Origin of the sequence: Nocardia sp. NPDC050175, from assembly GCF_044459885.1 — a bacterium.
GTDB lineage: Bacteria > Actinomycetota > Actinomycetes > Mycobacteriales > Mycobacteriaceae > Nocardia.
Genome location: NZ_JBITJI010000017.1, coordinates 63,316 through 75,616, shown reverse-complemented (window position 1 = coordinate 75,616; position 12,301 = coordinate 63,316). Strand labels below are relative to the sequence as shown.

10 protein-coding genes are annotated in these 12,301 nt (G+C 66.8%); 7 read left to right on the top strand and 3 right to left on the bottom strand.

The window, feature by feature from the left end; all coding sequences use genetic code 11:
* Nucleotides 1–64: 64 nt before the first annotated feature.
* Nucleotides 65–1,303, bottom strand: coding sequence for an urea ABC transporter substrate-binding protein (gene urtA, locus ACIBK2_RS40040; protein WP_396975686.1), 1,239 nt, complete (start codon nt 1,301–1,303; stop codon nt 65–67).
* A 369-nt stretch (nt 1,304–1,672) separates the two neighbouring features.
* On the opposite strand from urtA, the gene ACIBK2_RS40035 reads away from it, so the two are divergent.
* On the top strand, nt 1,673–3,499 hold the full coding sequence (locus tag ACIBK2_RS40035) for an acyl-CoA dehydrogenase (RefSeq protein ID WP_396975463.1): 1,827 nt from the start codon (nt 1,673–1,675) through the stop codon (nt 3,497–3,499).
* A 99-nt stretch (nt 3,500–3,598) separates the two neighbouring features.
* Here ACIBK2_RS40035 and ACIBK2_RS40030 read toward each other — a convergent pair whose 3' ends face one another.
* Nucleotides 3,599–4,441: a TetR/AcrR family transcriptional regulator gene (locus ACIBK2_RS40030; protein ID WP_396975461.1), complete on the bottom strand. Its 843-nt coding sequence runs from the start codon at nt 4,439–4,441 to the stop codon at nt 3,599–3,601.
* A 75-nt stretch (nt 4,442–4,516) separates the two neighbouring features.
* Between ACIBK2_RS40030 and ACIBK2_RS40025 the strand changes: the two genes are divergently transcribed.
* The gene (locus ACIBK2_RS40025; RefSeq protein ID WP_396975459.1) at nt 4,517–5,752 is read left to right on the top strand and encodes an MFS transporter; all 1,236 of its coding nucleotides are present in this window, start codon (nt 4,517–4,519) and stop codon (nt 5,750–5,752) included.
* 72 nt (nt 5,753–5,824) lie between these two features.
* Here ACIBK2_RS40025 and ramB read toward each other — a convergent pair whose 3' ends face one another.
* Nucleotides 5,825–7,231 (bottom strand): acetate metabolism transcriptional regulator RamB, encoded by a 1,407-nt coding sequence (gene ramB, locus ACIBK2_RS40020; protein ID WP_396975457.1) that lies wholly within the window; start codon nt 7,229–7,231, stop codon nt 5,825–5,827.
* 93 nt (nt 7,232–7,324) lie between these two features.
* Here ramB and ACIBK2_RS40015 point away from each other — a divergent pair, with 93 nt between their 5' ends.
* The 5 genes from ACIBK2_RS40015 (at nt 7,325) to ACIBK2_RS39995 (ending at nt 12,285) form a co-directional block, all read left to right on the top strand.
* Nucleotides 7,325–8,836, top strand: coding sequence for an ATP-dependent DNA ligase (locus tag ACIBK2_RS40015; RefSeq protein WP_396975455.1), 1,512 nt, complete (start codon nt 7,325–7,327; stop codon nt 8,834–8,836).
* 192 nt (nt 8,837–9,028) lie between these two features.
* Entirely contained in the window at nt 9,029–10,264 is a 1,236-nt protein-coding gene (locus ACIBK2_RS40010) for a lipase family protein (RefSeq protein ID WP_396975684.1), read from the top strand.
* 113 nt (nt 10,265–10,377) lie between these two features.
* Nucleotides 10,378–11,643, top strand: coding sequence for an anion permease (locus tag ACIBK2_RS40005; protein ID WP_396975453.1), 1,266 nt, complete (start codon nt 10,378–10,380; stop codon nt 11,641–11,643).
* An 11-nt stretch (nt 11,644–11,654) separates the two neighbouring features.
* Nucleotides 11,655–11,939 carry a hypothetical protein gene (locus tag ACIBK2_RS40000; RefSeq protein ID WP_396975451.1) on the top strand — a complete coding sequence of 95 codons (285 nt, stop codon included), beginning with the start codon at nt 11,655–11,657 and terminating at the stop codon, nt 11,937–11,939.
* A gap of 10 nt (nt 11,940–11,949) precedes the next feature.
* Complete coding sequence (locus ACIBK2_RS39995) at nt 11,950–12,285, top strand: DUF3349 domain-containing protein (RefSeq protein ID WP_357385230.1); 336 nt, start codon at nt 11,950–11,952, stop codon at nt 12,283–12,285.
* Nucleotides 12,286–12,301: the final 16 nt, after the last annotated feature.

The following is a 12,301-nucleotide window of genomic DNA, read 5'->3' as shown; positions in this document are numbered from 1 at the left end:
CTCGGATATCGGGCCGGTGCGGGGTGGCCGCGAAATCACGGCCACCCCACACCGATCGGGCGAATTACTTGAGGCCCTTGGCCCAGTCGTAGGACTTCAGGTACGGGTCCGGCGTTACGGCCTTGCCCGAGTCCCACACCGTGTAGATGAGCCCGTCCGGCCGGATCTCGCCGATCCGCGCGGTCTTGGTGATGTGGTGGTTGGAGCCGTCGACGGTGACCAGGCCCTCGGGCGCCTCGAACGTCACGCCGTCGGCCGCGGCCTGAATGTCGGCCACCGCGAACGACTTCGCCTTCTCCACCGTGTTCTTCCACAGGTAGACCGAGGCGTACGCAGCCTCCATCGGGTCCGAGGTCGGCTTGTCCGCGCCGAACGCGGCCTTGTAGTCGCTGACGAACTTCTTGTTCACCGGTGAGTCCACGGTCTGGTAGTAGTTCCACGCGGTCAGCTGCCCGGCGATGTTCTGCGCGCCGATGCCCGCGACCTCTTCCTCGGCGATGGACACCGAAACCACCGGCATCTCAGTGGCTTTCAGGCCCGCGTTGGTGTACTCGCGGAAGAACGCCACGTTGGAGTCGCCGTTGAGGGTGTTGAATACCGCGCCCGCCTTGGCATTACGCACCTTGTTGACGATGGTGGAGAAGTCGGTGGAGCCGAGCGGGGTGTAGTCCTCGCCCTTGATCTCGATGCCGTTGGCCTTCGCGTACGCCTTGATCTCGCGGTTGGCGGTCTGCGGGAAGACGTAGTCGGAGCCGACCAGGTAGAGGGACGTAATGCCCTTCTGCTTCAGGTAATCCAGGGCCGGAATGATCTGCTGATTGGTGGTCGCGCCGGTGTAGAAGATGTTCTTGCTGTCTTCCAGGCCCTCGTACTGCACCGGGTAGTAGAGCAGCGAGTTCAGGCTCTCGAACTTCGGCTTCATCGCCTTGCGGCTCGACGAGGTCCAGCCGCCGAACACCGCCGCGACGCAGTCGGAGCTGATCAGCTTCTCGGCCTTCTCCGCGAAGGTCTTCGGGTCCGACGCGCCGTCCTCGAGCACCAGTTCGACCTTCTTGCCGAGGACCCCGCCCGCGGCATTGATCTGATCGACCGCCAGTTTGGTCGAGTTGGCGACGGTGACCTCGGAGATCGCCATCGTGCCGGACAGCGAGTGCAGCGAACCGATCTTGATCGAGTCCTTCGACGTGTCAACGCAGGAGGCGGCGTTCGAGCCGGTCGTGGTGGCGTCGTCCTTGGCGCCACAGGCGGTCAGCAACAAACCGGCGAGCGCCACTGCGGTAGGTACCGCCATCGCCTTGACCATGCGCCGGGAGCGGTGTCGATGGATGGCACGGGAATCTGACATGGGGCGGGACCCTTCTCACTTCATCAGGTAGTTCGGCGGCGCGACGTGCACCGCGGCGAATACCTCCGCCTTTGCCCCGGTCAAAGCTGTCGACCGGGATGTATACAGGCGGTGTATTCGTGGTGCGAACGTTAGACAGAAGTTGTTGCGCCGGAATATCTCTCGATGACGAGTCCATTTCGTCTGTTTCGACGGTGTGAACGTTTGCGGTTACCGCCTGGTGAACCTCGGTGAGGTGGCCGCGAGCCTACGGTTGCGTAGCGTCACCGCGGTACGGCAGGCTGCGTTTGTACATCGTCAAAACGGCCGAAACCTGGGAGGACCGTCGTGGGTCACTACAAGGCGAACGTGCGTGACATCGAGTTCAATCTGTTCGAGGTGTTCGGGCTGGACAAGCTGCTCGATACGGGCGCCTACGGCGATCTCGACTCCGATACCGTGCGCGAGATCCTGGCCGAGGTGAAGCGGCTGGCCGAGGGGCCGATCGCGGAGTCCTTCGCACCCGCCGACCGCGATCCGGTGGCCTTCGATCCGGCCAACTACTCCGTCACGGTGCCGGACGCGCTGCGCAAGACCATCACGGCCGTGCACGACGCCGACTGGAGCAGGCTCGGGCTGCCGGAGGGGATGGGCGGCACGCCCGCGCCCGCTGCGGTGGTGTGGGCCGTCCAGGAGCTGATCATGTGCGCCAACCCGGCGGCGAGCTTCTTCAACATGGGCCCCGTGATGGCCGCGGTGCTCTACAACGTCGGCAACGAACAGCAGAAGCACTGGGCTACGCAGGGCTACGAACGCGGCTGGCAGGGCACCATGGTGCTGACCGAGCCGGACGCGGGCTCCGATGTCGGTGCGGGCCGCACCAAGGCGACCGAACAGCCCGACGGCACCTGGCACATCGAGGGCATCAAGCGCTTCATCTCCGGCGGCGATGTCGGCGACACCGCGGAAAACATGTTCCACCTGGTGCTCGCCCGCCCCGAGGGCGCGGGCCCCGGCACCAAGGGCCTTTCGCTGTTCTACGTGCCGAAGTTCCTGTTCGATGCCGAGACGCTGGAGCTCGGCGCCCGCAACGGCGTGTTCGCGACCAATCTCGAGCACAAGATGGGCCTGAAGTCCTCGCCCACCTGTGAGCTCACCTTCGGCGGCGACGTGCCCGCGGTCGGCTGGCTGGTCGGCGACGTGCACAACGGCATCGCGCAGATGTTCCAGGTGATCGAGAACGCACGCATGGTGGTCGGCATCAAGTCCACCGGCACGCTGTCCACCGGGTACCTGAACGCGCTCGCGTACGCCAAGGAGCGCGTGCAGGGCGCCGACCTGACCCAGATGACCGACAAGGCCGCACCGCGGGTGCCGATCACCCGGCATCCCGATGTGCGGCGCAGCCTGGCCATGCAGAAGGCGTATGCCGAGGGCATGCGTGCGGTGTACCTGTACACTGCGGCGCATCAGAACGCCGATGTCGCGCAGCTGGTTTCGGGCGCGGACGCCGAATTGGCGCACCGGGTCGACGATTTGCTGCTGCCGATCGTCAAGGGCGTCGGTTCCGAGCGGGCCTACCAGTACCTGACGGAATCGCTACAGACGCTTGGTGGTTCGGGCTACCTGCAGGACTATCCGATCGAGCAGTACATCCGAGACGCGAAGATCGACTCGCTCTACGAGGGCACCACCGCCATCCAGGCGCAGGACTTCTTCTTCCGCAAGATCATTCGGGACAAGGGGGTGGCGATCGGGCACGTCACCGGGCAGATCGCCGCGTTCCTGGACACCAAGAGCGGCCGGTTCGAGACCGAACGTGAGCTGCTGCGTACGGCTTTGGGCGATGTGCAGGCGATGGCGGCCACGCTGACCGGGTATCTGATGGCGGGTCAGCAGGATCCGGCCGAGCTGTACAAGGTCGGCCTAGGCTCGGTGCGCTTCCTGCTCTCGGTCGGCGACCTGCTCATCGGCTGGCGGTTGCTGGTGCAGGCCGAGATCGCGGCCGCCGCGCTGGCGGCCGAAGCGCCCGAGAAGGATCGGCCCTTCTATACCGGAAAGATCGCTGCGGCAAGCTTCTTCGCGAAGAACGTGCTGCCGGAGCTGACCGCGAACACGGCGATCATCGCCGCGATCGACAACGACATCATGAATTTGGACGAAGCGGCCTTCTGACACCGCACCGAACACCGACCGAAGGCGCCCTTCACTCGACTAGACCGAGTGGAGGGCGCCTTCGGTCGATGCGAGTCGGGTGCGGGTGGGCCGGGGGCGTCAGTCGGCGAGCAGTTTGAGTACGACGGGGCGGGACAGTGTGCCCGAGACGTCGCGGGCGAGTTGGTTGGCGCTGGTGCCTGCGGCGTGGGCGGCGCGCAGGGCGGCGGCGAGTTCGTCGCGGGCCGCGTCGGCGGCCGCCTGGGCGTCGCGGAGGCGTTGGGCTGCTCGGTCGACCCTGGTGGGTTGGTCGTCCTGAGTGGTCAAGGTGTTGACCGGTGCCGTTTCCGGTGGTGATACCGACGCGTCCGCCTTCATCGCGGGCGGGAGATTACGCATCGCCGCCATGGCGAATTCCTGCATGAACTCGCGGGTTGCGTCCTTGTCCTCGGCGGCGTTGCCGAGCAGCAGCCGGGTGGTCTGCGGCACCGCGAGGCTCCAGTTGGACATGCCGCACAGGGCGAGCAGCAAGCGTCCGGCGTACTGTGCGTCGATGCCGAATTGTTCGATGGCCCTGTCGAATTTCTGCTCGTAGTGCTGCGCGCGCCAGCCGTCGATGTCGTGCGCGTCGACGCCGCGATGCAGGCCCTCCCACAGCAGCAGCCGCAGCAGTTGCGGGTGGTTGTTGTGGTAGTCGAACAGCTTGCCGACATACCGGGCCGGGTCGGTCTCGGTCAAGGGTTGGACCACGTCCATGAACTCGCGCATGGTGTCGATCAGGATGACGTCGAACAGCTTGTCCTTGCTGCCGAACAGGCCGTAGATGCGCTCCTTGTTCACGCCCGCGGCCTCGGCGATGCGATCGACACGCGCGCCTGCCAGGCCGTATTCAGCGAATTCGGCTCGCGCGGCACGCAACAACGCCTGCTTGGTCGCGTCGCTGCGCTTGATGATGGCCGTCATGGTTGCGATTTTACCATCTCATTAAACCAACTATTTGGTTGACAACTGATCTGTCGCAGTCCTACTGTCGTCTTCATGGCAACGCCGACCCTTCCGCTCACGACCGGTACTCCGGCCGCCGCGCCCACCCTGAGCGCATCCCCGCGTGCACACACCGCGCGCACCGTGCCCGTCTTCGTGCTGTCCGCGCTGCTCGCGACCGGCCAGATGTACATCCCGATTCCCCTGTTCACGGCCATGAAAGCGGACTGGAATGTCGGCTCGGGCGTGATGACCTGGATCATCAGCGCGTTCGCCTTCGGCTACGCGGGCGGCTTCGTGCTGTTCGGCCCGCTGTCGGATCGCTACGGGCACCGCCGGGTGCTGATGACCGGCATGCTCGTGGCCGCGGTGGTTACCCTGTTGACCGGCCTGGCGTTCAGTGCGCCGATCGCGGTCGGGCTGCGGATCGTGCAGGGCCTCGTCGTCGGGTCCATTCCGCCCGCGATCATGGCCTATGTGGCCACCCGGATCACGCCCGCGCACCGTGCCGTGGCGACCATGTCGGTGGCCACCTCGTTCCTGGCCGCGACGGTGATCGCGCAGATCATCTCGCAGGCGGTGGTCGCCTCGTTCCCGTGGCGCACCATGTTCATCGGTTCCGCCGTCGTCTTCGTGGCGCTCGCGGTCGTGCTGCGCCGGGTGATGCTCGACGACGCCCCGACCGGGCGCGATCTGCCGCTGCGGCACAGCTACGCCGCGATCCCCGCGGTGCTGCGCATCCGCCCGTTGCTGCCGATGCTGGTCGCGGGCTCGATGAGCATGGCGGTGATGGTCGGCGTGTACACCGGTCTCGAACTCACCGGCGTGGTCAAGGGTTCCGGCGAACTGCTCGCCCTGCGGGCCGGCGCGCTGCCGGTGATGGTGGCGCTGCCGCTGCTGGCGATCCCGCTGGCCCGGCTCACCAAGCACTACCAGATCATGCTCGGCGTCCTGGTCGCGGCGGCCGCGATGGTGGCAGCCACTTTTGAGGGCTCGCACCTGGCCGTGCTGACCATCCTGCTCGCGGTGCTCGTCGGCGGCCTCGGTGTCATCGGCCCGGCCGTGCTGCAGAGCGCAGGCGAACTCGGCGGCGAATCCCGTGCCGCCGCAATGTCGGTCGCGATGTTCAGCTTCTACGTGGGTGCCACGGTGGGCCCGCTGGTCGCGGCTGCCGCTGCGCCGCACGGCTTCTCAGCTCTGGCCTGGACCCTGGCCACCCTGTTGGTCATCGCACTGGCCATGACCCTGGTCGGCCTGCGCATCCAACGGCGGGCACTCGCCGTGGCGTGAGCCGACGGAATGCCCGGACACGAAGGCCGACAACGCGATTCAGCGCTGTCGGCCTTGGTCGTGGGCGGCTGATTACTTCAGTACGTACGGCGAGACCGAGCTGCGGTGCTCGCTGATGTCGAGGACCTTGCCCAGGGGCGGGAAGGCACGCTGCGGGCAGTTGAGCCGTTCGCAGACGCGGCAGCCCGCGCCGATGGGGGTGGGCTGGACTTCGTCGAGATCTATGCCGTCGGCGTAGATCACCCGGCCCGCGTGCCGTAGCTCGCAGCCGAGGCCGATGGCGAAGGTCTTGCTCGGCTGGCCGTAGCGGGTGGCGCGGCGTTCGACCGTGCGGGCCACCCACAGGTATTTTCGGCCGTCGGGCATCTGCGCGATCTGCGTCATGATCTTGCCGGGATAGGCGAAGGTCTCGTAGACGTTCCACAGCGGGCAGGTGCCGCCGCTGGCGGAGAAGTGGAAACCGGTGGCGGACTGGCGTTTCGACATATTGCCCGCCCGGTCCACCCGGACGAACGAGAACGGGACGCCGCGCAGCTTGGGGCGCTGCAGCGTCGAAAGCCGATGGCAGATGGTCTCGTAGCTCTGCGTGAAGAACGCCGAGAGCCGCTCGATGTCGTACCGGAAGTCCTCGGCGACCTCGTGAAAGTGCGTGTAGGGCAACACGGTTGCCGCCGCGAAGTAGTTCGCCAGGCCGAGCATCGCCAGCTTGCGGGTGTCCTCGGCGGCGAAATTGCCCTCCTCGACCAGTTTTTCGAGCAGGTCGCCGCATTCGAAGTAGGCGAGCTCGGCGGCGAGCTTGAACGTGCGCTGGCCACCGGACAGGTGCGGCGCGATCTCCAGCCGCTGGGTGTCCTCGTCGTAGCGGTGCAGCACGCCCTCGCCGAGGTCGATCCGTTCGACGATCCGCACGTCGTGCGCGCGCAGGATCCGGGCGACCTCGCTGTTCACGTCGCCGCCGTGGAATCGGATGCGCGCGGTGAGTTCCTCTGCGGCGGTGTCCAATTCGTGGATGTAGTTCTGCCGCTGATAGAAGAAGTCGCGCACTTCCTCGTGCGGCTTGCTGATCGCCGCGCTGCCCGAGCCGTCGGCGAACCGGTCCTCGGTGGCGGCGGCCAGTTGGGCGGAGGTGTTGCGGTAGCGGTTGTGCATGTTGACCAGCGCGCGCGCCATGCTCGGATGCGCGGACACCATGTCCGCGATCTCCTGGGTGTCGGCCTCGATGCCGAGCTCCTGGTCCATCACGACCTCTTGGAGTTCGGCGATCAGTCTGGTGTCGTCCTGGGAGGAGAAGAAGGTCGCGTCGACCCCGAACACCTCGCTGATCCGCAACAGCACCGGAACGGTGAGCGGGCGCACGTCGTGTTCGATCTGATTGAGGTAGCTCGCCGAGATCTCCAGCTTCTGGGCGAGTGAGACCTGGCTCAGCCCCCGTTCGGTCCGCAGCTGACGAAGCCGCGCCCCGACGTAAGTCTTGGCCATGTGTCCAGTTTATGGGCGTTTTCGCAACCCTGCCAAGGGAGAATTAGCAGCAGTGCTGAGCTATATGTCACAGGCAGGCGTTACCGTCGACGGGTGTTGTTCTCGCATGTCGTCCAGGCTTCGGAGACGGTCCGCGCGACCAGGTCACGCAAGACGAAGATCGCCACCTTCGCCGAGCTGCTGACCGCCGCCGCGCCGGACGAACTCGCGCCGGTGGTCGCCTGGGCCTCCGGCGAGCTCCGGCAGGGGCGGATCGGCACCGGGTGGCGCACCCTCACCGGAGTGGACACTACCCCGGCAGCCGTTGCGACGCTGACGGTTTCGGCGGTCGATGCCGCGCTCACCGAGTTGGCCGGGACCTCCGGCGCCGGATCGGCGGCGCGGCGCAAGGCGTTGCTCATCGCGCTGTGGACCGCCGCGACCGTGGCCGAGCAGGGGTTCCTGCTGCGCCTGCTGACCGGTGAGCTGCGCCAAGGGGCGCTCACCGCGATCGTCAGCGAGGCCGTCGCGGTGGCCGCGGGCGTGCCGGTCGACCTGGTCCGCCGGGCCTACATGCTGTCCGGTCAGCTGCCGGTGACCGCGATGGCCGCGCTGACCGGCGGTGTCGAGGCGCTCGGCGAGTTCCGGCTCGAGGTGGGTCGGCCGATCCAGCCGATGCTCGCGTCACCCGGCGCGACGCTGGACGGTGCGATGACCGAGTTCGACGGCGAGGTGAGTGTCGAGATCAAAATGGACGGCGCGCGGATTCAGGTGCATCGTGACGGCTCGCGGGTGTGGGTGTTCACCAGGACGCTGCGTGACATCACCGCGAGCGTGCCGGAACTGGTCGAGTTGGTCGCCGGGCTCGATTGCGCCAGCGTGGTGCTGGACGGGGAAACCCTGGCGCTCACCGATGCCGGACGACCCCGCCCCTTTCAGGAGACGATGAGCCGGTTCGCCGAGGTGAGTTCCACCCGAGAACTGTTGCTGCACCCGTATTTCTTCGACTGTCTACACCTGGACGGCACGGACCTGCTCGATGCCCCGCTGTCCGAGCGTCGTGCCGCACTCACGAAAGTAGCTGCCGCACACAGCATTCCCGCGCTGATCCGGCCCGACGAAGAAGCAGCCGCCGAGTACTTCGACGATGCACTGGCGGCCGGCCATGAAGGCGTGATGATCAAGTCGCTGTCCGCGCCCTACGCGGCGGGCAGGCGCGGCCGGGCCTGGCAGAAGATCAAGCCGACGCATACCCTCGACCTGCTGGTTCTCGGCGCCGAATGGGGCTACGGCCGCCGCACCGGCTACCTGTCGAACCTGCACCTCGGCGCCCGCGACCCGGAAACCGGCGAGCCGGTCATGGTCGGCAAGACCTTCAAAGGCCTCACCGACGCCCTACTGCAATGGCAGACAGCCGAATTCCCTGGTTACGAACGTGAGCGCGACGAGCACACCGTCTACCTGTGGCCCGAACTCGTCGTCGAGATCGCCCTCGACGGAGTGCAGGTCAGCTCCCGCTATCCCGGCGGCGTCGCCCTTCGCTTCGCCCGTGTGGTCCGCTACCGCCCCGACAAGGAACCCGCCGAAGCCGACACCATCGACACGGTCCGCGCCCTGCTGCCGTAAGTCGCACGCCGAACGGTGCGCTTGTTCGCATCGACTCGCGGCAGTCTCGGCGATGTCGAGCGGTTTGCCTGCCAGCGATGCGAAGATTGCGCTGCCACTGCAAATGAGGGCTCCTCAGGGGTTCGGGGGCGGGCCAGACTGCAGTGGGTTCGGCAGGGTGCTGCTTCGGGATCGGGGAAGACGTTGAGTTCTGTGGTGTGGCGGCTTCGCGCTATCGCGCTGGTCGCGGTCCTGGCGGTCAGCGCGGTGCTCGGCACCATCGCGCACGCGAATCCGATCGATGACCTGCTCTTTCCGTCCCGCGATATCGCCGACGCCATGCCGACGCCGCTCGGCGATCCCTTCTACAACCCGCCGGCCGGCTTCGAAACCCTGGCTCCGGGAACGGTTCTCGCGTCCCGTCCCGGCGGCACCGGCGTCACGGGTGTCCCGCTGCTCTCGACCGAGTTGCTGCTCCGGTCGACCGATGCGAAGGGCAAGCCCGTCCCGGTGGTCGCCACCCTGCTCATGCCCGCGACGCCATGGACCGGCCAGGGACCGCGTCCGCTGGTGACCTTGAATCCGGCGATCGACTCCCTCGGCAACCAGTGCGCGCCGTCCTATGAGCTTCGCATGGTGTCGAGCAAGTTGTGGATGGCGCAGCTCCCGCTGTCCAAGGGCTTCGCGGTATTGGTGCCCGATCACCAGGGACCACGTCAGGCCTATGCGGCGGGCCTGATGGCCGGGCACGCGGTGCTCGATTCGATCAGGGCCGCGACGCGCACCCCCGAACTCGGTCTGCGGCCCGAAGCGCCGACCGCGATCACCGGCTATTCCGGCGGCGCCATCGCCTCGGCGTGGGCCGCGCAGCTGGCGCCGATGTACGCGCCGGAACTGAATCTGGTCGGCGTCGCGTTCGGCGGTGTGCCCGCCGACTTCGAGATGCTGCTGCACACCATGAACGGCAGGGACTTCGCCTCCGGCATCTTCCTCGCGGCGACCCTGGGTCTGGCGCGCGAGTACCCGGAGATGCTCGGCCTGATGAACGACAACGGCTGGCGGCTCGTCCGGGTGGGCAAGGACTTCTGCGAGGCCCATGAGGAGACCGTCGGGCTCGTCGCGCCCATTCCGGTAGAGGCGCTCACCGATGTGCCCGCGCCGACCGAGCTGCCGTTCATTCGGCAGATTCTGGCGGAGAATCGGCTCGGCGCGCTGCCGCCGACCATCCCCGTTTTCCTGTATCACGGGCTGAACGAATGGTGGGTACCGCTGGCCGGTGCCGAGCACCTCTATCAGGACTGGTGCCGGGGCGGAACTCAGGTGGATTTTCAGGTATATCTCGGTGAACACTTCATCGTGAGCACCAGCGGTATTCCGGGCGCGTACGCCTGGATCGAAGATCGATTTGCTGGCAAACCAGTGAACAAGGGTTGCACTCGATTCGGCTGATAGGCGACGGGATCCAGGCCGATAGAGGACAGGATCCAACTTAACGCATGGGCGACGCGCGGTGAACCGCAACCACCTGGCAATCCTATTGACCTGTGCCGCACACTTGACTCGTGACCGTCGAATTACTGGTTCTTCTGATCGTCATCGTCACAGCACTCGCCTTCGATTTCACCAACGGCTTCCACGACACCGCGAACGCCATGGCGACCTCCATCGCCACCGGCGCCCTGCGGCCTCGGGTGGCGGTGGCGTTATCGGCAGTGCTGAATCTGGTCGGCGCATTTCTCTCCGTGGCGGTTGCCGCCACCGTGGCCAAGGGCATCGTCCGACTCGATGCCGTCCAAGGCCATGACCTACTCATCATTGTGTTCGCCGGTCTGGTCGGTGGCATTCTCTGGAACTTGCTCACGTGGTTGTTCGGCCTGCCGTCGAGCTCCTCACACGCACTCTTCGGCGGCCTGATCGGCGCCACCCTCGCCGCGCTCGGTTGGAGCGGCGTGATCTGGGCCGCCGGCTCGGACGGGGTGCTCACCAAGATCATTCTGCCCGCCGTGCTCGCGCCGGTCGTCGCGGCGCTGGTGTCGGCCCTCGGCACCTGGCTGGTCTATCGGATCACCAAGAAGTCCGATCCCGAGAAGGTGGAAACGGGCTTTCGCTGGGGTCAGATCGGCTCGGCCTCGCTGGTCTCGCTGGCGCACGGCACCAACGACGCGCAGAAGACCATGGGCGTCATCTTCCTGGCCCTGGTCGCGCACGGCACGCTCACCAAGAACGCCGACATGCCGATCTGGGTGATGGGCGCGTGTGCGCTCGCCATCGCGGCCGGCACCTACCTCGGCGGCTGGCGCATCATCCGGACGCTCGGCAAGGGCCTGGTGGAGATCGAATCACCGCAGGGCCTCGCCGCCGAAACCGCCTCGGCCGCCATCATTCTCAGCTCCGCCCACTTCGGGCTGCCGCTGTCCACCACGCAGACCGCGACCGGTTCCATCCTCGGCACCGGGATCGGCAAGGGCGCCGAGGTGCGCTGGGGCGTGATGGGCCGCATGGTGGTCGCGTGGCTGCTCACGCTGCCGCTGGCCGGCCTGGCCGGTGCGGCGTGCTGGGCCATCGCGCATTACATCGGCGGACTGCCGGGTGTGCTGGTGGTGTTCGCGATCCTGCTCGGGCTGTCCGGGCTGATGTATGCGCGGTCGCGCCAGGATCCGGTCGACACCAGCAACGTCAACGACTGGCCGGACGACACGCCGGGCGGCCCGACCGATCCGGTCGATGTTGTCAAGCCGAGCGGCGCAGCCCGCGGAGATGGTGCAGAATCCGGCACACCGGCCACGACCGCGGAGCCGGGCAAGTCGACCCGGTCGGCGCAGGTTTAGGAGGAGTAGACATGCATACACTCATCACAAACCTGAACGCGCTCTGGAAGGTCATGCTGGCCGGCCTGATCCTCGGCGCCGGGCTGCCGCTGGTGTTCGCGGTCGGGGTGCGGTTCTGGTCGACCGGTGACACGGTCGCCGCGGACGGCCGTGTCGCGCAACGCAATTACCCGGCGTTGGGCGTCGCGGTGGTGTGCTTCGGGCTGATCATCGCCGCGATCGTCACCGGAATCCTTTATACCGCTAAGGCTTTCATTGCCGCGAAGTTCGGCATCCACCTGTTCGGACAGGCCTGAAGGGCGAGATGTGACCGATCAAGCGAAACCCGCAGAACTCAGGCCGAGGGTGCTGGGCCGGATCATCGGCTGGCTGCGTGCGGGCTACCCGCAAGGCATCCCGACTTCCGATTACGTGGCGTTGTTCGCGGTACTGCACCGGCACCTCACCGAATTCGAGGTCGTCGCGATCGCCGAGGAGTTGGCGGCGTCGAACCCGGACAGCGAGATCACCCGCGCCGAGATCGAAGACGCCATCGCGCGGGTCGCGAAGGAGCAGCCCGCCGAGGTCGACGTCGTTCGGGTGGCCTCGCACCTGGCCGCGGGCGGCTGGCCGCTCGCTACCCCACCACCCGACGTCGACTGAGCGCACCCGGTCGCCG

What these genes read in the sequence shown, in the direction of transcription:
- urtA (WP_396975686.1), bottom strand. Translation starts at nt 1,303, where the DNA reads ATGGTCAAGGCGATGGCGGTACCTACCGCAGTGGCGCTCGCCGGTTTG.
- ACIBK2_RS40030 (WP_396975461.1), bottom strand. Translation starts at nt 4,441, where the DNA reads ATGACGGCCATCATCAAGCGCAGCGACGCGACCAAGCAGGCGTTGTTG.
- ACIBK2_RS40025 (WP_396975459.1), top strand. Translation starts at nt 4,517, where the DNA reads ATGGCAACGCCGACCCTTCCGCTCACGACCGGTACTCCGGCCGCCGCG.
- ramB (WP_396975457.1), bottom strand. Translation starts at nt 7,231, where the DNA reads ATGGCCAAGACTTACGTCGGGGCGCGGCTTCGTCAGCTGCGGACCGAA.
- ACIBK2_RS40000 (WP_396975451.1), top strand. Translation starts at nt 11,655, where the DNA reads ATGCATACACTCATCACAAACCTGAACGCGCTCTGGAAGGTCATGCTG.